Annotated in this window: 17 protein-coding genes; 9 read left to right on the forward strand and 8 right to left on the reverse strand. The window is 73.1% G+C overall.

Annotated elements, in window-relative coordinates:
- Positions 1-17 precede the first annotated feature (17 nt).
- The gene (locus NLU66_RS04240; protein WP_416232181.1) at positions 18-794 is read right to left on the reverse strand and encodes a response regulator; all 777 of its coding nucleotides are present in this window, start codon (positions 792-794) and stop codon (positions 18-20) included.
- On the reverse strand, positions 779-2,041 hold the full coding sequence (locus NLU66_RS04245) for a sensor histidine kinase (RefSeq protein WP_259361697.1): 1,263 nt from the start codon (positions 2,039-2,041) through the stop codon (positions 779-781). Before NLU66_RS04245 ends, NLU66_RS04240 begins: the two co-directional genes overlap by 16 nt.
- Before the next feature lie 256 nt (positions 2,042-2,297).
- Here NLU66_RS04245 and NLU66_RS04250 point away from each other — a divergent pair, with 256 nt between their 5' ends.
- The 3 genes from NLU66_RS04250 to NLU66_RS04260 all read left to right on the forward strand — a co-directional run bounded on the left by NLU66_RS04250 (position 2,298) and on the right by NLU66_RS04260 (position 4,746).
- A complete protein-coding gene (locus tag NLU66_RS04250; RefSeq protein ID WP_259361698.1) occupies positions 2,298-3,410 on the forward strand; it encodes a type II CAAX prenyl endopeptidase Rce1 family protein in 1,113 nt (370 codons plus the stop codon).
- An 88-nt stretch (positions 3,411-3,498) separates the two neighbouring features.
- Positions 3,499-4,407, forward strand: a complete 909-nt coding sequence (locus NLU66_RS04255; protein ID WP_259361699.1) for a sigma-70 family RNA polymerase sigma factor — start codon at positions 3,499-3,501, stop codon at positions 4,405-4,407.
- A gap of 102 nt (positions 4,408-4,509) precedes the next feature.
- A complete protein-coding gene (locus NLU66_RS04260; RefSeq protein ID WP_259361700.1) occupies positions 4,510-4,746 on the forward strand; it encodes a hypothetical protein in 237 nt (78 codons plus the stop codon).
- A 42-nt stretch (positions 4,747-4,788) separates the two neighbouring features.
- Here the strand turns inward: NLU66_RS04260 and NLU66_RS04265 are convergent, their stop codons facing one another.
- Both NLU66_RS04265 and NLU66_RS04270 read right to left on the reverse strand, forming a co-directional pair.
- Positions 4,789-6,255, reverse strand: coding sequence for a sulfatase-like hydrolase/transferase (locus tag NLU66_RS04265; protein ID WP_259361701.1), 1,467 nt, complete (start codon positions 6,253-6,255; stop codon positions 4,789-4,791).
- 19 nt (positions 6,256-6,274) lie between these two features.
- Positions 6,275-7,297, reverse strand: a complete 1,023-nt coding sequence (locus tag NLU66_RS04270; RefSeq protein ID WP_259361702.1) for a LacI family DNA-binding transcriptional regulator — start codon at positions 7,295-7,297, stop codon at positions 6,275-6,277.
- Positions 7,298-7,557: 260 nt separating this feature from the next.
- Between NLU66_RS04270 and NLU66_RS04275 the strand changes: the two genes are divergently transcribed.
- From NLU66_RS04275 to NLU66_RS04285, 3 genes are read left to right on the forward strand one after another with little or no spacing between them, the layout of a single operon-like run.
- On the forward strand, positions 7,558-8,547 hold the full coding sequence (locus tag NLU66_RS04275) for an ABC transporter permease (RefSeq protein WP_259361703.1): 990 nt from the start codon (positions 7,558-7,560) through the stop codon (positions 8,545-8,547).
- Positions 8,544-9,506, forward strand: coding sequence for a carbohydrate ABC transporter permease (locus tag NLU66_RS04280; protein WP_259361704.1), 963 nt, complete (start codon positions 8,544-8,546; stop codon positions 9,504-9,506). Before NLU66_RS04275 ends, NLU66_RS04280 begins: the two co-directional genes overlap by 4 nt.
- 56 nt (positions 9,507-9,562) lie before the next feature.
- Complete coding sequence (locus NLU66_RS04285; protein ID WP_259361705.1) at positions 9,563-11,200, forward strand: extracellular solute-binding protein; 1,638 nt, start codon at positions 9,563-9,565, stop codon at positions 11,198-11,200.
- Positions 11,201-11,264: 64 nt separating this feature from the next.
- Here NLU66_RS04285 and NLU66_RS04290 read toward each other — a convergent pair whose 3' ends face one another.
- The 3 genes from NLU66_RS04290 to NLU66_RS04300 are packed head-to-tail and all read right to left on the reverse strand — an operon-like array spanning position 11,265 to position 14,373.
- Positions 11,265-12,473, reverse strand: a complete 1,209-nt coding sequence (locus NLU66_RS04290) for an ABC transporter permease (protein ID WP_259361706.1) — start codon at positions 12,471-12,473, stop codon at positions 11,265-11,267.
- Complete coding sequence (locus NLU66_RS04295) at positions 12,470-13,249, reverse strand: ABC transporter ATP-binding protein (RefSeq protein WP_259361707.1); 780 nt, start codon at positions 13,247-13,249, stop codon at positions 12,470-12,472. The genes NLU66_RS04290 and NLU66_RS04295 overlap by 4 nt, the downstream gene beginning before the upstream one ends.
- Positions 13,246-14,373, reverse strand: coding sequence for an efflux RND transporter periplasmic adaptor subunit (locus NLU66_RS04300; RefSeq protein ID WP_259361708.1), 1,128 nt, complete (start codon positions 14,371-14,373; stop codon positions 13,246-13,248). The genes NLU66_RS04295 and NLU66_RS04300 overlap by 4 nt, the downstream gene beginning before the upstream one ends.
- Before the next feature lie 324 nt (positions 14,374-14,697).
- Here NLU66_RS04300 and NLU66_RS04305 point away from each other — a divergent pair, with 324 nt between their 5' ends.
- The 3 genes from NLU66_RS04305 (at position 14,698) to NLU66_RS04315 (ending at position 18,934) form a co-directional block, all read left to right on the forward strand.
- On the forward strand, positions 14,698-15,642 hold the full coding sequence (locus tag NLU66_RS04305) for a serine hydrolase domain-containing protein (RefSeq protein ID WP_259361709.1): 945 nt from the start codon (positions 14,698-14,700) through the stop codon (positions 15,640-15,642).
- A gap of 168 nt (positions 15,643-15,810) precedes the next feature.
- A complete protein-coding gene (locus NLU66_RS04310; RefSeq protein WP_259361710.1) occupies positions 15,811-17,130 on the forward strand; it encodes a hemolysin family protein in 1,320 nt (439 codons plus the stop codon).
- 61 nt (positions 17,131-17,191) lie between these two features.
- On the forward strand, positions 17,192-18,934 hold the full coding sequence (locus tag NLU66_RS04315; RefSeq protein WP_259361711.1) for a pyruvate dehydrogenase: 1,743 nt from the start codon (positions 17,192-17,194) through the stop codon (positions 18,932-18,934).
- An 87-nt stretch (positions 18,935-19,021) separates the two neighbouring features.
- On the opposite strand, the gene NLU66_RS04320 is transcribed toward NLU66_RS04315, so the two are convergent.
- The gene (locus NLU66_RS04320) at positions 19,022-19,972 is read right to left on the reverse strand and encodes an amino acid oxidase (RefSeq protein ID WP_259361712.1); all 951 of its coding nucleotides are present in this window, start codon (positions 19,970-19,972) and stop codon (positions 19,022-19,024) included.
- Positions 19,973-20,256: the final 284 nt, after the last annotated feature.

The following is a 20,256-nucleotide window of genomic DNA, read 5'->3' on the forward strand; positions in this document are numbered from 1 at the left end:
GCGCGACTCGGCAGGGCTCAGCCGCCCAGCTCGAGCACCCGGATCGCGAGCTGGACCCGGTTGGTGACCTGCAGCTTGTCGTAGAGCTTGCCGAGGTGCGTCTTCACGGTGGCGACCGAGAGGAACAGCGCCTCCCCGATCTCCGGGTTGCCGAGGCCCTGCGCGACGAGCCGCCCCACCTCCCACTCCCGGGCGGTGAGGCCGTCGGGGACGGGGGTCTCGACGGGGGCCGACGGGGACGCGGCGCCCTCGGTCTCGTCGGGGCCGACGGATCCGCCGTCGGCAGCGGTGCCGTCGTCCCCGGTCCCGGCGGCGAGGCGCACGAGCCGGGAGAGGACCTCCGGGGAGAAGCGGGCGCGGCCCGCGGCGGCGTCGAGGACCGCGTCGACGACCTCCTGCGGCGGGGAGTCCTTGAGCAGGAAGGACACCGCGCCGCCGCGCAGCGCCGTGAGCAGGAAGTCGTCGGTGTCGAAGGCGGTCAGCATGACGACCCGGGCCTCGTCGCCGCGCTCGCGCAGCGCCGCGAGCGCCTCGAGCCCCGTCATCCGCGGCATGCGCACGTCCAGCAGGATCACGTCCGGGTGCAGGCGGGCGGCCTCGTCGAGGGCCTGCTGGCCGTCGCCCGCCTCTCCGACCACCTCGATGCCGCTCGCCCCGTCGATGAGCAGGCGCAGGCCCGAGCGCATGAGCGCCTCGTCGTCCACGAGCAGCACGCGCGGGCCGCCGTCGGGAGCCCCGCCGGGGGCGGCATCGGCGCGGAGGGGGAGGTCGGGATCGGTCACCACGGCACCCATGCTTCCATCTCGAAGGAGTCCTGCTCGCGGCGGGTCGTCGCGTCGCCGCCGCGCAGGCGGGCCCGCTCCTGGATGCCGATCAGGCCGTGGCCCGTCGAGGGCGCGTCATGGGGCTCCTCGGGCGGGCCGGGGAGCGGGTTGCGCACGTGCAGCACGAGCCGGTGGCCGGTGCGGGTGAGGGACGCGGCGACGGGCGGGCCGGGGGAGTGCTTCGCGGCGTTCGCGACGGCCTCGGAGAGGATGCGCGCCATCGCGACGACGGTGCCGCGGCTGCGGGCCGCGAGCTCCGCGGGCGTCACGCCGTCCCAGGTGAGCGTCACGTCCTGGCCGCTCTCGCGGGCGAGGTCGACGATCTCGTCGAGCGTGGGGGCGGTGGGCAGCGGCACGGCGCCCTCGGTGGAGCGCAGGGCGAGCAGCACCTCCTTGAGCTCCTGGTTCGCGACCTGCGCGGCGTCCCGCACGGTGCCCGCCGCGGAGCGCACCTGGGCGGGGGAGAGGTCCTCGCGGTAGGTGAGGGCGCCCGCGTGCATGGCGATCGTCGCGAGCTGGTGAGAGATGCTGTCGTGCATGTCGCGGGCGAGCGCCGCGCGCTCCTCGGCGCGCACCCGCTCGATCTCCGCGTCCCGCTCGCGGCGCAGCGCGCCCGCCTCGCGCTCCGCGGCCTCCCGTGCCCTCTGCGCGGCGACGGCCTGCCGGCCCAGCGATGCGACGAGGATCTGGCGGGTGGCGAGCGTGTGCCCCACGAGCAGGGGGATCGCCGCGAGCGCCATGACGACGATCGGCAGCAGCGCGTCGACCCGGGTGCCGGCGGTCGAGCGCATGGCGTGGTCGAGCGCGGCGAGGGCCACGCCGAGCGCGCACAGCAGGGCGAGGACCACGGCGTCCGGGGCGAGCTGGCGGCGCCGACCGATCCGCACGAGCGCGAGGGTCGCCGCGGGCAGGCCGAGCGTGCCCGCGGAGCCGACGACCGCGAGGACGATGTGCAGCACCGTGTGCAGACGACCCGGGCGCAGGAACCGCAGCGGTCCGATGACCAGGGCGATCGGGAGTCCCACGACGAGCTCGCCGAGGGTGAAGGTGCGCAGCGCGAGCGGCGGGGCGTTCTGGTACTCGGTGAGCGTGAGGCCGGTCGAGATGAACCACAGCGCGATCCCGAGCACGAGGCAGACGATGGTCTGCGCGGCGGCGATCGCCCATTCGCGCGAGCTGCGCGAGGACGGCGCGTCGTCGGGATGCGGATAGGCCATGGGCACAGCGTAGGGAGCGCGGGGCGGGCGCAGGATCAGCCGCACGGTCGAGGACCGCGCGGCGGATGGCCCGTCCCGGGACCCTCGGCGGGATCGATCCGGCGGGGCCCACCGCGGCGCAGGGCGGCGCACGGGACCGGGTCGTTGCTCACATCGCGCCGCGACGCCGCAGGTCCTGGGCGGATTCCCGGCTGTGACGGGCGTGACCGCGGCCCCGGTGGTGCACCTGCGCCCGGAGGCCTAGAGTGAGCGGGCCATGCGCCGACTCATCGATCCCGCCACCGGGCGGTCCGACGCCGCGCGTCGCTGCCGTGCCCTGCACGCCGCGAAGCCCGTGCCGTACCACCGGATGGCCACCCTCCGCCCCGAGTGGTCCACCCGCTCGCGGGCGCTGCTGACGATCCTCGCGACGCTCCTTGCGTACGTGATCCTCGCGTCGGCGCTGCTCGTGGCCGCCGTGCTGGTGCTCGCCCTCGCCCCCGGCATGAACGTCGCCCTCGGCGTGACGAGCGGCGACCCCACCAGCCCGCTCGACGTGGGCCTCGCCCTGCTCATGGGTGCGCTCTGGGTGCCCGCCGGGATGGTGGGCGTGCGCTTCGGCGGCTGGCGGCCCCTCGCGACGGCCTGGTCCGTCTCGACGCGGTTCCGCCGCCGGATGCTCCGCGGCGGCGCCCCCTGGATGCTGCTCGGCGCGCTCGTGGTCGTCGCCGTCGCGGGCGGGGCGGGCGCGATCGCCGCCGGTCTCGCCGGCCCCGACGCCGTCTGGCCGGATCCGGCCGACGCCGCCCCGCGCGGCGCGGGCCGACGGATCGCCGTGATCCTCGTGGTGCTGCTCCTCGCCCCGCTGCAGGCCGTCGGGATCGAGCTCGCCCTGCGCGGCGTGGTGCTGCAGACCCTCGGCGCGCGCTTCGCCCTGCCCTGGCCGGGCATCGCCGTGACCGCGCTGATCGCCCTGATCGGCCGCGACCTCCACGTGGCGGTGCTGATCCCCGCCGTGGTGCTCGCCCTGTGCGCCGCCGTGCTCACCTGGAAGAGCGGCGGCCTCGAGGTGCCGATGCTGCTCACCGCGGGGGTCGGCGTGTTCGGCCTGATCGGTGCGGCGCTGCTCGCCGGGACCTCCGCGGGCGCCGGCATCGCCCCGCTCGTCGCCGCGAGCGCCGCCCCCGGCACCTCCGGCGCGGCCCTCGACGCGGCCTCCGTCACCGCCCCCGGGAACGCCGCGCTCGCCGGCGGCCTGGCGGGAGCCCTCGCCCTGCTCGTCGTCACCGCGGTGGTCATGCAGGTCATCGGGACCCGGGAGAGCGTGCGCTTCCTCGAGCCCGTGGGCCGCGAGGCCTCCGAGGGCGTCCCGGACACCCTGCACGTCTGACCCTTCCCGTCACACCTCCGCGCCCCGGCGCGTCAGAGGGGTGGAGAGCCGGTGGACGCGCCGTCGGCCCGCACGGAAGGATCAGCTCATGTCTCTCATCGACCCGTCGGCCCCGTCGCTGCCCGATGACGGTCTCCCCGGCGACGACGCCGAGCAGCTCGCCCGGCGCTTCGAGGCCGAGCGGCCGCGGCTCGAGGCGCTCGCCGCCCGCGTGCTCGGCGACCACGCCGAGGCGCAGGACGTCGTCCAGCAGGCCTGGCTGCGCCTCGCCGGCACCGGCGACGGCACGGGCGAGGAGATCGACAGCCTCCCCGCCTTCCTCACCACGGTCACCACCCGGCTGTGCCTGGACCGGCTGCGGCGCCGCGTGCCCGTGCCGGAGGAGACGGTCGACCCCGGCGAGAGCGCCCCGGACCCCGCGGAGGACATGGCCCTCGCGGACACCGTCGGCACCGCTCTCCAGCTGGTCCTGGACAGGCTGAGCCCCAACGAGCGCATCGCCTTCGTCATGCACGACAGCTTCGGCTTCGAGTTCGGGATCATCGCCGCCGCGCTCGGCACGAGCGAGCAGGCGGCCCGCAAGCTCGCCTCCCGCGCCCGTGCCAAGGTCGCCCAGCCGCGCGGCGAGGACCCGCTCGCGGACTGGGAGGTCGTGGACGCGTTCATGGCCGCCGCGCGCGAGGGCGACTTCACGCGGCTCATCGCGCTGCTCGCCCCGGACGCCGTGGTGCGCGGGGACGAGGAGGCGATCGCGACCGGCACCCCCGCCGCGATCGACGGCCGCGAGGACGTCGCGGCCTTCTTCAACGGCTCCGCCCACGCCGCCCTCCCCGTCGCGGTGGACGGCCGGCCCGGCTCCGCCTGGTACCACCGCGGGCAGGCGATGGTCCTGTTCGACTTCACCGTCGCGGGCGGCCGCGTGACCCGCATCGACTTCCGTGCCCGGCCCGAGCTGCTCGCCCGCGTGGTGCGCCGGGACGGCGCCGATCCTCGCTGACCGCCCACCGATCCCGATCCGACTGCGGCGGGGCTGTCACACTCCCGCCCCGTCGCGCGTCATCACCATGACAGCAGCACGAACCCGATCAAGGAGCACCCCATGAAGACCATGACCTGCCAGCAGCTCGGCGGCCCCTGCGAGCTCGCCCACCGCGGCGAGAGCGCGGACGACGTCATCAACGCCCAGGACAAGCACCTCAAGGAGGCCGTGAAGGCCGGCGACGAGGCGCACAAGCCCGCCCGCCAGGAGATGAGGTTCCGCTGGCTGCACCCCAAGCAGTCGCTGGGCTGGTACAACGACATGAAGGCCGCCTTCGCGGACCTCCCGGAGGACTGAGGGGCCGACGGCGCCGAGGCCCGGAGCCCCGGGCTCCGGGCCTCAGGCCCAGCGCCAGTGGTGGGGCCGCGTGCGGGGCACGTAGTCGCCCTCGGGGAGATCGTCCGCGACGCGCATCATCCATCGCACCAGCTCCCGGTGCAGCTCCGCGCGGAGCCCCTGACGATCGGGGTCGCCGCTGAGGTCGTGGATCTCGAGCGGATCGGCCTCCAGGTCGTGGAGGGTGTCCCGCCCGCGGTCGTCGACCACGAGCTTGTGGTGGCCGCGCACGAGCATCCGCATCTCCCCGCCCATGGTCACGGAGTTCAGCTCGTCCAGGGAGCGCCCCTCGTACGGGAAGTGCAGGGGCGGGCGGGCGTCCTCGTCGTAGGAGACGCCGCCGAAGCCGAGCTCCCCGAGGATCGACCCGAACTCCTCCTGCGGCGCGGGCTCACCGCGCAGCAGCGGCAGCAGCGAGCGGCCCTGCACCCCCGCGGGGATCTGCCCGGTGAGCAGCTCGGCGAGGGTGGGCAGGACGTCGACGATCGAGACGAGCTCCTCCCGCTCCGCCGCCGCGATCCCGGGGCCGGCGAAGCCCAGCGGGATCCGCATCAGCGCATCGGGCATGGCGGCGCCCTTGCGCTGCAGCCCGTACTCGCCGAGGAAGTCGCCGTGATCCGCGAGGACCACCACGATCGTGTCCCGCCCGGCCGCGGCGATCGCGTCGAGCACGCGGCCGATCTGGTCGTCGATCAGCCGCAGCATGCCCAGGTAGTTCGCCCGGTACCGCCGCCAGTCGTCGTCGAAGCCGGGCCGCTTCTCCTCGAACAGGCGGTGCAGCCACCGGAAGCGCCAGTCCATGCCGTCCAGCACGGAGGTGTCCGTGGCGCGCGGCGGCACCTCGTCCTCGAACATCGAGAAGTAGGGCTCGGGCACCTGGTAGGGGTTGTGGGGCTCCGGGAAGGACACCCACAGGAACCGCGGGGCGTCCTCCGGGGCGGCCTCGAGCGAGGCGAGGGCGCCGTCGACGATCCGGTGCGGGAACTGGTCCTCGACGGGGAACGGGGTGGGCGCGTGTGCGACCCCGTGGTCCATCGCGCGCAGCCACGCGGCGAAGCCGTCCACCGCGGCGCCGGGCCCGTGGTCGTGGAGGAAGGGGCCCGTGAAGGAGTCGAAGTCCGACGGGCCTGGGTGCATGTGCGGCTTGCCGCTGAAGTGCAGCGAGTAGCCGCAGCCGCGCAGCACGTCGAGCAGGTCCGTGCCGTAGAGCGCATGGCGGGCGGTGCTGTTCTGCCGCACCCGGTGCGCGCTCGGGAAGCGCCCGGTGAGCAGGGACTCCCGGGCCGGGACGCACAGCGGTGAGCTCGTGCGCGCCCGGGTGAAGCGGGTGCCGCCGGCGAGCAGCGCATCGGTGCGGGGCATCGTGTCCGGGCCGCCGCTCGCGGCCGTGCAGCCGACCACCTGCTGGTCCGTCATGATCACGACGACGTCCGGCGGGGCGGGCGGGTCCTGCGGGGTGGCGGTGGGCATCGCGGCGTCCTCCTCGACGTCAGCGGGGTGCGGGGCCCGTCGAGCCCCGCCAGATGACATGGGTGAGGGAGGGCTGCTCCTGGGGGAGCGGCTCCTCGCGGATCGCGGCGAGCAGGCGGAGCATCGCCTCCCGCCCCAGCCGGCGGCGGTCGTCCTTGACGGTGGTGAGCGTGGGCTGCATGTGCGCGCCGAGCGGGAGGTCGTCCCAGCCGGTGACGGAGAGGTCCTCCGGGATCCGCCATCCGCGCTGTCGGGCTCCCTCGATGACGCCCGCGGCGATCGCGTCGCTCCCCGCGATCACGGCGGTGGGGCGGTCCTCCTCGGGCAGCGGGATGATCGCGGAGCGGCCGGACTCCGCGTTCCAGATCCCCTCGTGGACGCGCGGCTCGCCGAGGCCCAGGCGCCGGATCGTCTCCTCGAAGACCTGCCGGCGGCTGCGGGCCGAGGCGTACTCGAGATCGCCCGTGACGTGCAGGAAGCGCCGGTGTCCCAGGGCATGGAGCCCCTCGACGAGCTCGGCGAGGCACGCGCCGTCGGCCATGGCGCCGGTGCTGTGGGCCTGGTCGTCGTAGTCCGCGGAGGCGACGATCGCGGCGCGGCCGGGGTAGCGGTCCTGGGTCTCCGGGGGCAGCGGGGCGAGGGCGAGCACGCCGTCCACCTGGCCGGAGTCCGCGAGGGCGAGGGCGCGGTCGAAGGCGAGCCGGGCGTCGCCGTCCACGCTCGAGACCTCGACGACGTAGCCCGCCTCGGTCGCGGCGTCGATCGCGCCGCTCAGCGTCGTCGCCTGGAAGCTGCTGACGGCGGGCAGCAGCACGCCCACGCGCTGGGTGCGGCGGGTGCGCATGGAGCGGGCGGAGAGGTTGGGGCGGTAGTCGAGCTCCTCGATCGCGCGGGCCACCCGCTCCCGGTTCTCTGGGCGCAGCGACTCGCCGTGGAGGTAGCGGGAGACGGTCTGGTGCGAGACGCCGGCGGCGGCCGCGACCTGCCAGATCGTCGAGCGACCGCCGCCGCGGGCGGCGCGGGGTTCCGAGGGTGCGGCCATGGTGCTCCTTCGCCGAGCAGCAGTTCAGGGGCGAGCTGCCCCGGTCCGGGTGATCGTCGCACAGCGCGGGGGCGGGCCGGCGCGAGTCATCGCACGGCTCGTCGGCGGTCGGCCCTTGCGGTGTGATCGATCACGATCTAACGTGAGAATCCCACCGTGATCGATCACTATGCAACGGAGCAGATCGTGCGAACTCCACGAACACCGGGCGCCCCGACGGCGCCCCACCACCCCCTCGCCCGCGACCGGGTGAGAACCCGATGACCGCGGGCACCGCCCAGCGCCCGGTCCTCCGCGACGAGGACCCCGCCGGCGCCGCGCCCGCCCCGGGCCGCCCCCGTCAGTCCTGGTGGCAGCGCGTCGTGCGGGACCGCACCGTCCTGCTCTTCGCCCTGCCCGGGATGCTCGTCCTCATCGCCTTCCAGTACTACCCGCTGCTGGGCAACGTCATCGCCTTCCAGGACTTCCAGCCCTACCTCGGCATCTCCGAGAGCCTGTGGTCCGGCCTCGACAACTTCCGGATCCTCGTCACCGGCGACCCCGCCTTCCTCAGCGCCCTGCGCAACACGCTGATCCTCACGCTCATCCAGGCCGTGCTCGTGTTCCCGCTGCCGATCGTGCTCGCCCTGATCCTCGACAGCCTCATGTCCACCCGGATGCGCCAGCTCGTGCAGTCGATCCTGTACCTGCCGCACTTCCTCTCCTGGGTCATCGTCGTCGCGATCTTCCAGCAGATGCTCGGCGGCTCCGGCCTCGTGAACAACCTGCTGCGCAGCAACGGCCTGGCCACCCTCGACATCATCGGCAGCGCGGACCTCTTCAAGGTCCTCCTCACCTCCCAGGTGATCTGGAAGGACACCGGCTGGGCGACGATCCTCTTCCTCGCCGTGCTCGCGGGGATCGACCGCAGCCTCTACGAGGCCGCCTCCGTCGACGGCGCCTCCCGCGCCCGCCAGATGTGGCACGTGACCCTGCCCGGCATGCGGCCGATCATCGTCATGCTCTTCATCCTCCAGCTCGGCAGCTCCCTCACCGTCGGCTTCGAGCAGATCATCCTGCAGCAGCAGGCCGTGGGCACCGAGGCCAGCGAGGTGCTCGACACCTACGTCTACAACGAGGGGATATCGGGCGGCCAATGGGGCACCGCCGCAGCCGTCGGCCTCGTCAAGAGCGTCGTCGGGCTCGTCCTCGTGCTGACCGCCAACAAGATCGCCCACGCGCTGGGCGAGCAGGGGGTGTACAAGGCATGACCGCCACCACCGATCCCACCCGCACCGACCCCACCCGGAGCGGCGCCGCACCGGAGCGGCCCGGCAGGACGCCCCGCCGTCGCCGGCTCTCCGACACCGCCGGACCCGTCGAGAAGACCGTCAAGGCCGTCGTCCTCACGATCGCCTGCGCGCTCGTGATCATCCCCTTCATCGGCATCGTCTCGACCTCCGTCGCCCCCGCCGACCAGGTGACCGACGCCGGAGGCTTCGTCCTCCTGCCCCGGGACATCGACCTCAGCGCCTATCGCTCGATCCTCTCCGGCGGCGTCGTCGCCCGCGCCCTGCTCATCAGCATCGGCGTGACCGCGATCGGCACCCTGCTCAGCCTCACCCTCACGACGATGCTCGCGTGGGCGCTCGCCCGGCGGGGGACCGTCGGAAACCGGGCCATGCTGCTGCTGGTGCTCATCAGCCTGCTGTTCTCCCCGGGCCTCATCCCCAGCTACCTCGCGGTGCGGCAGTTCGGCCTCATCGACAGCTACTGGGCGCTGATCATCCCCACCGCCGTGAGCGCCTTCAACGTGATCGTCGTGCGCTCCTTCTTCGTGGGCCTGCCCGCGGAGCTGCTCGAGGCCGCCCGGATCGACGGCGCCTCCGAGACGCAGATCTTCCTGCGGATCGGGCTGCCGCTCTCGCGGGCCGTGCTCGCCGTCGTCGGCCTGTTCTACGGAGTCGGCTACTGGAACGCGTTCTTCAACGCGCTGCTCTACCTCAACGACTCCTCGCGCTGGCCGCTGCAGATGGTGCTGCGCACCTACGTCGTCAACGGCACCGAGCTGGGCGGCACGGACCTCGGCACCGTCGTCGAGTCCACCCCGCCGCAGACCACCATCCAGATGGCGATCCTCGTCATCTCCATCATCCCCATCGTCGTGGTCTACCCGTTCCTGCAGCGGCACTTCGCCAAGGGGATGCTCACCGGGGCGGTGAAGGGATGAGCCCGAGCCCGCAGCCCCGCCCCGCCCACCGCCCGCGACCCTTCGGAGGCCCCGCCATGCCGGCACCCACCCGCCGCACGATCCTCGGCGCCGGCCTGGGCGCCGGGCTCGGCGTCGCCGCCCTCACCGGCTGCAGCAACGAGGGGCGCGGCGGGATCCCCGCGAAGTTCGCGAACGCCCCCGTCGAGCTACCCGCCCACCTGCCCTTCGAGGGCGTCACCCCGGACCTCCCGGGAGACCCGGCGACCGGGCTCATGGACGGCTTCCTCGCCTACCCGGAGTCCCCCGTCGCCGCGAGCACGGGCGTGCCCGGGGACGGGAAGGAGGTCGTCTCCCTGGTGCGCACCGACTCACCGGTCCCACCGGACGTCACGCGCAACCGCTTCTGGCAGGAGCTCAACGCGCGCCTGGGATCGGACCTGCGCATCAACATCGTGCCCGGGCCGGACTGGGGGCAGAAGTTCGCGACGACCGTCGCCGGCGGGGTCCTGCCGGAGATCTTCTTCGTGGACGGCGGCATGCCGCAGCTGCCGCAGTTCATCGAGGCCTCCGCCCTGGACCTCACCCCGCACCTCTCCGGGCAGGCCATCGCGGACTACCCCTTCCTCGCGAACATCCCCACCGAGACCTGGGGCCCCGCTGCCCTGAACGGCAAGATCATGGGCGTGCCGATCCCGCGCGGGGTCATGAGCACGAGCGTGCTCTACGCCCGCGAGGACCTCCTGGAGCGCAAGGGCATCACCGAGGACCCCACCTCCTTCGACGAGTTCCTCGCCCTCTGCCAGGAGGTCACCGCCCCCTCGGAGAACACCTGGGCGATGGGCTCGGTCCCGCTCGACCTGATCCGCCAGATGCTCGGCATCCCCAACGGCTGGGTCGAGAAGGACGGCGCCCTCACCCGCAGCTTCGAGGCCGAGGAGCAGCAGGAGGCGCTCGAGGCCGCCCGCCGCATGGTCGAGGCGGGCGTGCTGAACCCGGACACCTTCGCCGCGCAGGGCAACGACGTGAAGAACTGGTTCGGCTCCGGCCGCTCCCTCTTCACCTGGGACACGTTCTCCGCATGGCCGCAGTTCCATCGCGAGCAGACCTCCGGCGACGACTTCGCGATGCGGGTCGTCCGCACCCCCGGCTACGACGGCGACGCCTCGCAGGCGGTCTCCTGGCTCGCGAACCCCACCTTCGGGATCTCCGCGATCCGCAAGGACGCCGGGGACCGCGTGCAGGCGCTGCTCGGGATGCTGAACTGGCTCGCCGCACCCTTCGGCACGGAGGAGTACCTGTTCCGGCTGTACGGCACGGCGGGGGAGCAGCACGAGCTCCAGGGCACCGACCCCGTCCTCACCGACCGCGGTCGCAGCGAGACCCCGCTCGGGTTCCGCTATCTCACCGACGCCCCCTGGCCGATCTACGTGCCCGGCCATCCCGAGTCCACGCGCAGCTGGTACGAGGGGCAGAAGTCGACCGTCTCGTACGGCGTGACGGATCCGGCCCGCGGGCTCTACTCCGAGACGAGCTCCCAGGTGGGCGGCGCGATCACCGGGCGGATCGACGATCTCACCGGCGACATCCTCCAGGGCCGCCAGGGCGTCGACGCCTGGGCGGGCGGCGTCGCCACCTGGAAGGACGCCGGCGGCGACCGGATCCGCGACGAGCTCGAGCAGGCGCTCGCGGACCGCGGCGACTCCCTGACGTGACCGACGCGGCACGGGCCGACACCCCTGCGAGGGTGCCGGCCCGTTCCGCGTGCGCGCGGTGGCCTCAGCCGCGGATCGCGTCGATCACCTTGATGCGGGTCGCGATGAGCGCCGGCAGGGCGCCCGCGAGCACGCCCACCGCGGTCGCCGCGAGCAGGCCCAGCAGCACCGCCGTCACCGGGAACGGCGGCAGGTCCACGAGGCCCTGCTCCCGGAAGTAGTCGGTGACGAAGGGCGCCTTCACGAGCGCGACCGCGCACGCCACGCCGATCGCCCCCGCGAGCACCGTCGCGACGACGGACTCCATGAGCACCCCCACGAAGATCCGTGCGCCGGTCGCGCCGTAGGAGCGTCGGATCCCGATCTCCCGCACCCGGTGCCGCACCGTGACCAGGGAGATGTTCACCAGGCCCAGCGCGCCGAGCAGCAGGATCACGAGCGCCACGACGACCACGCCGAGGGTGATCGCGCCGAAGCCCTGGTCCTCGAGCGAGAACGAGCTGGGGGAGACGTCGAAGGTGCCGACTCCCGCGCCGGCGAGGGTCTGTGCGAGCCGCGCCCGGATCTCGTCGGCCTGCTCCGGCGGCACCCACACGAGGTACTCCGAGGTCATCGTCGTCTCCGGGGTCTTCCCGGGGAGCTGCGCGACGCTGTCGGCCGGGGCGAAGGCCGCGAGGTCCCAGTCGAGGTTCGGATCCGCGGCGAGCACGCCGATCACGATCGCCTGCCCGGACTCCGAGGCCCCGCTCTCCCCGTAGAGGGTGACGGGCTCGGTGCCCAGCGCGGGCCGGCCGAGCGCCTCGTACAGCGGCTGGTTGACGACGATCGCCGGGGCGAGGCGGTGCTGGTCGGAATCGGCGAGCCACCGGCCCTGCGCGACCTGAGTCCGGAAGATGTCCCCGTAGGCCGGGTCCACCCCCATCAGCTGGGTGAACTTGACCCCCTCGGTGGTCTGCACCCGCGCGTCGGTGTACATCCGGCGGGTGCGCTGGTCGATGCCGAGGCGGTCGATCTCCTCGAGCACGGCCTCGTCCTGCTCCTGCGGGGTCACGGACTCGGCGCCGCCGAACGAGGAGATCATGAGAGTCGCGTCGCGGCCGCCGCTGCGCTCCATCGACTGCTCGAGCGCGCCGGAGAGCATGCCCCCGCCGCCCAGCACCGCCGTCAGCGCGAACACCGAGAAGGCGACGCCGATCAGCGAGAGCATGATGCGGCCCTTGTGGACCCGCAGCTCCCCGTAGGCCTCGACGATCGAGGCGATCAGCCCGGTCATGCGACGGCCTCCCGCCCCGCCCGCAGGCCCGCGGTCGCGGCGAGCGCGGTGCGCGCCTCCGCGGTGCCGGCGGCGTCGAGCGTGCCGATGTCGTGGAGGGTGCCCTCGTCGAGCAGGTACGCCCGCTGCGAGAGGGCCGCGACCTGCAGGTCGTGGGTGATCGTGACGAGCGCGGCATCGGAGTCGCGGGCGATCTCGTCGAGCAGCGCCATGACCGCCTCCCCGGTGGAGACGTCGAGGGCGCCGGTGGGCTCGTCGGCGAGGATCAGCCGCGGCCGGCGCACGAGCGCCCGCGCCACGGCGACGCGCTGCTGCTCACCGCCGGAGAGCCGCGCGGGCACCTGGTCTGCGCGGTCGCCGAGCCCCACCCGGTCGAGCATCTCCCGGGCGAGCTTCTCGCGATGCCAGAACTGGCGGGCGTCCCCGTACAGCAGCGGCATCATGACGTTCTCGAGGGCGGTGCGGCCGTCGAGCAGGTTGAACTGCTGGAAGACGAAGCCGATCGACGCGCCGCGCAGGCGGGCCCGTCGGGCGTCCCGCAGGCGGTGCACGTCCTGGCCGTCGAAGCGGAGCACGCCGTCGCTCTGCCGGTCGATGAGGCCCAGCAGGTTCAGCAGGGTCGACTTCCCCGAGCCGGAGCGGCCGACGATCGCGACGTGGTCCCCGGCGTCGACCTCGAGGTCCACGCCGCGCAGGATGTGCAGGTCCTCCCCGCTGGGCAGCCGCACCCAGCGGCGCAGGCCCTCGAGGTGGAGCAGGGGCTCCGCGGCGGTCACCAGACCTCCATCCCGTCCATGCCGGACTCGGCGTTGTCCACGCCGGGCACGTACTGAAGGACCTCCTGGCCCTCCTCGAGACCCTTGCGGACCTCGACGACGCCGTCGCCGCGCAGACCCAGCTCGACCTCGATCGGGGTGGGCTCGCCGGTCGCCTCGTCGAGCGTGTAGACGGTGCCGGCCTCGCCCTCGCCCTCGACCGCGGTGGTGGGGACGGTGAGCACGCCCTCCGCGGTGCCGAGCGCGACGCTCACCTCGCCGGTGAGCCCGGAGACGACGCGGGTGCCGTCCGGGATCGCGCAGCTGAGCTGGGCGGACGTCGTCTCGGGGGTGATCTCCTCACCCGTCATCGGGTTCACCTCGATGGAGGCGCCCTCGCTGCTGGGGGCCTGGTCGTCGTCGGCCGGCGGGTCGTCCTCGGTGACGGCGGGCCGCGAGCAGGGGATCGGGTCGGTGAGGGAGGGCAGCGTCGCGGTCGCCTCGATGTCGACGTCGAGCAGGGACAGCTGCTGCTCGGGGGTGAGGTCCGCGGTGATCGAGTAGGTGCCGGGGGAGAGGGTCGCGACGGTGTCGCCCACGGAGACGGTCTCCCACTCGACGGCGGTGAGGTCGCGGACGATCCCGCGGCCGTCGGCCACGAGCGTCAGGTAGCGGTACTCCTGCGGGGAGGAGGTGGCGGGCGCGGCCGGGGCGGCGACCTCCTCGGTCCCCGTCCCGTCCTCGGCGCCGTCCGTGCCGTCGGCGGTGGCGGCCGCGTCCTCGGTGGCGGCGATCTCGACGGGATCCGCCTCGACGGGCACGCGGACCTGCAGGATCTTCGTGCCCTCCTGGACCTCGTCGCCGTCCTTCACCCACACCTTGTTGATCTCGCCGGCGGCGGTCGCCTTGAGCGGCGTGCCCTCGTCCGGGGCGACGGTCGCGGGCAGCACGAGCTCGGAGCTGATGTCCGCGCGGGAGACGGCGGCCGTGGCGTACTGGTCGAAGTCGGCGCTGGGGCTGATCGGATCCTCCTCCGCCGCGCTCGACTCCCCGGGGAAGAAGGCCAGGCGGGCGAGGGAGATCGCGATGATGCCGAGGATCAGCATCCAGAACAGGGGGAAGACGTAGCGACGCAGTGCGGCCATCGGAGGACTTTCGATCGGCTCGGCGGCGGGGCGCCGAGGAGGCGGGGAAGGTGTGGTCCGGTGATGCGGAACGTGGCGACCGGAGGTCGGGACGGTCGCGACGGCGCAGGTCGTCGCCGACCATGGCCGTCGCGAGGTCAGTCTGGCCGACGCCTGCCCGCCGGTCATCCCCCGCGCGTGGGAAAAGTATGAGGTTCGCGGGCCGGGACGTCGTCGCCGGGGCGGTCCCCCGCGTGGGAGAGGTCGTCCCTCCCCTCCGCCGGTCACGGGTCGTGTCTGGACCGCCCGTGACCGGGGCCGAACGGCGCGCGTAGCCTTCCGGGCATGAGCGCCGACGCCCCTCGCACCCCTGAAGCCGCGATCCCCGATCCCCTGCTCCTGCTCCCGCTGCGCCAGCGGCTCACCGAGCGCTCCCTCGCGGTGCGCGCCGTGCACGTGATCCGCCCGGGCCGGGAGGACGTCGTCCACCGCTTCGTCGACGACACCGCCGAGAACGTCTACTCCGTCTCCAAGACCGTCACCGCGCTCGGCGTCGGCATCGCCCGCGCCGAAGGCCTGCTCGACCTCGAGGACCGCGCCGTCGACCACCTCCCCTCCCCGGAGGGCCGCTACGGCGAGGGCGTGGGGGACGTGACGATCCGCCATCTGCTCACCATGACCTCCGGCTCGCCCGTCACCGCCTTCGCCCAGGAGGAGCGCGACCACCGCGATCTCACCTCGCTGTACCTCGAGACGCCGCTCGTGCGGGAGGCCGGCAGCGCCTTCGAGTACTCCAACGGCGGGCCCTTCCTGCTCTCCCGGATCATCGAGCAGCGCACCGGGGAGACCCTGCGCGACTGGCTCATACCCCGTCTCTTCCAGCCCCTCGACATCGTGAACCCGCAGTGGCACACCACCGTGGACGGCCACAGCTGGGGCGCGACCGGCCTGCATCTGAAGAGCGGCGAGATGGCGCGGATCGGCGAGGTGCTGCTGGGCCGCGGCACCGTCGACGGCGCCGAGCTCGTCCCCGCCGAGTGGGTGGACCTCATGCACGCGGAGGACACCTGGGTCCCCACCGCCTGGCCGGACCCGGACAACGCCCGCTACGGCCTGGGCGTCTGGGCCAGCCAGCCGGACGGCGCGTGGCGGGCCGACGGCGCCTACGGCCAGTTCCTGCTGGTCCTCCCCGAGCAGGAGGCCCTCGTCGCCATCACCTCCCACATCGAGAACGGCGGCGCGAACTGGGTGCTCGCCGCCGTGCGCGAGGAGCTCATCCCGCTGCTCTGACCCGGGCCCGCCCGACGGGTACGGGACGTCCTTGGACAGATGTGGCCGTATCCGGGGACATCGGTACGAAGACGTCCCGTAGGCCCGAGCCCGTCCGGATGAGGAGTGGGGTGAGCGCCACCCGCACGCCCCCGGGCTCGGCGCAGGCGCGGCCGGTAGCGTGGGCGCATGGATCCCTCCGTCATCGTGAACATCGTCCTCGTCCTGCTGTTCGTGCTGATCGGCGGCGTGTTCGCAGGCACGGAGATGGCGATCGTGAACCTCCGCGAGTCCCAGATCAGCCAGCTCGAGGAGACGGGGCCCCGCGGGGAGGCGACCGCACGCCTCGTGCGGGACCCGAACCTCTTCCTCTCCGCGGTGCAGATCGGCGTGACGGTCGCGGGGTTCCTGAGCTCCGCCTACGGCGCCTCGACGATCGCGCCGGTGCTCACCCCGGTGCTCACGGGACTCGGGATGAGCGACTCGGCGGCGAGCACGACGGCGCTGATCGTCATGACGCTGCTCATCGCGTTCCTCTCCCTCGTGCTCGGTGAGCTCGCCCCGAAGCGCCTCGCGATGCAGAACGCGCTGGGCCTGACGAAGATCGTCGGCCCGCCGCTCGGGGTGTTCGGACGGCTCATGCGGCCGGTGATCTGGCTGCTGTCCGTCTCCACGAACCTCGTGGTGCGGCTGCTGGGCGGTGACCCGCAGGCGAACCGCGAGGCGGTCTCCGCGGAGGAGATCAAGGCGATGGTGCGGGACTCCGACGCCCTCGAGGAGGCCGAGTCGCGGGTGCTGGCGGACGTCTTCGACGCCTCCGAGCGCACGGTCGTCGAGGTCATGCGGCCCCGCCACCAGGTCGACTTCCTCGAGGGGGAGGCGACCGTCGCGCAGGTGCGGGCGATCGTGCTGGACACGGGCCACTCCCGCTACCCGGTGACGGGCGAGGACATGGACGACGTGCTGGGCTTCGTGCACGTGCGGGACCTGCTGCATGTCGAGGAGCCGGAGGCGACGCTCGTCTCCTCGATCACCCGCCCCATCGAGCACGTCCCCGGCACGGTCGCCGTGCTGCGGGCGCTGAACCGGATGCGCGCCCAGGCGGACCAGATCGCGGTGGTCGTGGACGAGTACGGCGGCACCGACGGCATCGTCACCCTGGAGGACCTGCTCGAGGAGCTCGTGGGCGAGATCTACGACGAGTTCGACGCCGATCCCCGCGGCGCGGACCCGGAGCACCCGGGCCTCGCGGACGGCGAGGTCGACGGCGGCCTCATCCTCCAGGAGTTCGAGGCGCACACCGGGATCGAGCTGCCGGACACGGGCGGCTACGAGACGGTGGGCGGTTTCGTCATGGCGTCCCTCGGCCGGATCGCCGTGGAGGGTGACACGGTGCCGATCGAGGGCGGCCGGCTCGAGGTGACGAAGGTCGACGAGCGGCGCGTGCAGACCGTCAGGTTCGTGAGGGACGAGACCCCGACCCCGGAGGAGCCGGGCGAGGAGGGCTAGGCTCGATCCCATCGCGGCCTGCAGGACGCGGGCCGCTCCGCCGTCGACCCCAGGAGAAACCATGGCCCGCACCAGTCTTGCCCGCCTCCTCGTCACCCAGCTGCGCTACCTCGGCGTCGAGCGCATCTACGGGGTGGTCGGCGACTCGCTGAACCCCGTCGTGGATGCGATCCGCACCACCGAGGGCATCGAGTGGGTGCACGTGCGCAATGAGGAGGCCGCCGCCTTCGCCGCCGGCGCCGAGGCCCGCCTGACGGGGAAGCTCGCCGTGTGCGCCGGCTCGTGCGGCCCCGGCAACACGCACCTGATCCAGGGGCTCTTCGACGCGCACCGCGACGGCGCCCCCGTGCTCGCCCTCGCCTCCCACATCCCCTCGGAGAAGATCGGCACCGGCTTCTTCCAGGAGACCCACCCCGAGATCATGTTCCAGGAGTGCTCGCACTTCTGCGAGATGGTGAACTCCGGCCCGCACGGCGCGACGCTGCTGCACATCGCGATCCAGACGGCGATCGCGAAGCGCGGCGTCTCCGTGCTCGTGGTCCCCGGCGACGTCGCGGACCAGGAGGTCGACGGCCCGCTCACGAAGGACCTCGCCGTCGAGCTGGGCGCCGTGCAGCCGGCCGCGGGGCCCGTCGGCCGGCTCGCCGAGATGATCGACGAGGCCCGCTCCGTGATGCTCTTCGCCGGGGCCGGCGTGGAGGGTGCCCGCGAGGAGGTGCTCGCGCTCGCCGAGGCGACGAAGGCACCGGTGGGGCACGCGTTCGGCGGCAAGCAGTGGATCCAGTACGAGAACCCGTACGACGTCGGCATGAGCGGGCTGCTGGGCTACGGCGCCTGCTACGACGCGATGCACGAGGCGGATCTCGTGATCCTGCTCGGCACGGACTTCCCCTACAGCGAGTTCCTCCCGCAGAACGAGAGGGCGAGGATCGTCCAGATCGACGCGGACGCCTCCCGCCTGGGCCGCCGCGTTCCGCTCGACCTCGCGCTGCACGGCGACGTCGCGCTCACCCTGCAGGCCGTCCTGCCGCTGCTGCAGGGGAGGAAGGACGCGAAGTTCCTGCAGAAGATGCTCAAGGCGCACCACAAGGCGCTGCAGGGCGTCGTCGCCGCGTACACGAAGAACGTCGAGCGGATGAAGCCGATCCACCCCGAGTTCGTCGCCGCGACCCTCGACGACCTCGCCGCGGAGGACGCCGTGTTCACCGTGGACACCGGCATGTGCAACGTGTGGGGCGCCCGTTACATCACCCCCAACGGGAAGCGCCGCCTGTTCGGCTCCTGGCACCACGGCACGATGGCGAACGCGCTGCCGCAGGCGATCGGCGCCTCGAAGGCGTTCCCCGGCCGGCAGGTCATCTCGATGAGCGGCGACGGCGGCCTCGGCATGCTCATGGGTGAGCTGCTCACCGTGAAGCTGCACCAGCTGGACACGAAGATCGTCGTCTTCAACAACTCGAGCCTCGGCATGGTCAAGCTCGAGATGCTCGTCGAGGGGCTGCCGGACTACGGCACCGACCACGAGGGCGTCGACTTCGCGGCGATCGCGGCGGGCGCCGGCATCACCTCGGTGCGGATCACCGACCCGAAGAAGCTGCGCAAGGAGATGGAGAAGGCGCTCGCGACCCCGGGCCCCGTGCTCATCGACGTGGTCACGGACCCGGCGGCGCTGTCGATGCCGCCGAAGATCAGCCCGCAGCAGATCCGCGGCTTCGCGACGGCGTCGACGAAGATCGTGCTCGCGGGCGGCGTGGGCAAGATGCTCGACATGGCCTCCGCGAACCTGCGCAACATGCCGCGCTGATCCCGCCTCGCGCGGGCGTCCGTGCAGGCGTGCGGCCCCTCCCGCCCTCGGCGGGAGGGGCCGCTGCGCGTCCTGGGATCGGCTGCCTCAGCAGGCGTCGTTGAGGAGCGTCGAGGTGGTCGTCAGCCGGTCGGTGAGCGTCGTCGAGGACGGCATGCCGGTCTTCTGGCCGGTGTAGGCGATGGTGGCCGACTTGACGTACGAGGTGAGGGAGACGCTGGTCCACCCGTACGAGGGGTTCACCTGGAGCGTCGCCGGCATGATGATCGCCTGGCCGTAGTACTTGGTCCCGCTCTGGGTCACCTTCGCATCGGCCGTCGTGGTGAACGTGATGGTGCCGGTGACCCGGTAGGCGCCGCTGGAGAGCGTGGTGATGGTCGGGGCGGTGATGGACCACGTACCGGCGACGGCACCGACGGAGAGGTAGGTCGCCGTCGCCGTCTTCGAGTCCAGGGTCCCGCTGAGTGCCTTCGTCCAGGTCGACCCCGCGACCCTGATGTTGTTCGCCGTCCAGCTCGCGTTGGACCCCGCCGGGATGAGGACCTCGACCTGGGTCACGAACGTCGCCCCGCTCTTGAGTGTCGCGGTGGAGCTGGGGATGTAGCCGCTGCCGGTGCCGGGGCTCGTGGTGGGGACGGACCACCAGAAGCCCGAGGCCGAGCCGTAGGAGCCGGCGGCCCCGCTGGCGGAGTTCGTGACCGGGGTGAAGGAGCCCTCGCCGTTCACGTAGAGGGAGGAGTTGGTGCGGCACGTGCCCGCGTCGTTCCAGCTGATGTCGCTCTCCGGCCTCGGGCTGGCGGAGAAGTAGGCCGAGGGGGTCTTCGCCGAGACCGTGGCCACGGAGTCGTTCGAGTTCGAGTAGCCGACGTAGCCGCCGTTGTACTGGGTCGAGACGAAGAGTCCGTACTCCCCGCCGCTGTAGACCTCGGGGGAGGAGGCGGCGACGGCCGGCGCGGCGACGGCGGCGGCGGCGGTGGGCACCGCCCAGGAGACGCCGCGGAGGAGCGCACGGCGGGTGGGCTGCTGGACGGGGGCCATGGGTGCCTTTCGCGGCGGTGGGCGCGTCCTGGTGGACGCGGCGCGTCACACGGAGGCGGTGACCGCGAGCAGAGATCCTGGCCCGACGCTCGTGACCGCGCAACGGGGAGGTTGTGAGTTCCCGACCCGAGACGAGGGGGCTGTCGGTGCAGGTCACATCGCCGACGGAGGCCTCGCCGGCGTGCTGACCGCGCCCGTGAGCTGTGCCGTCGGCGCGGCGGGACCGGGCTCCCGGGCGGGCGCGGGTGGCCGCTGCCACGGTGACCGATCGGAAACTTTGAGGG

The organism is Brachybacterium sp. NBEC-018 (genome assembly GCF_024860185.1).
Classification (GTDB): domain Bacteria; phylum Actinomycetota; class Actinomycetes; order Actinomycetales; family Dermabacteraceae; genus Brachybacterium; species Brachybacterium rhamnosum.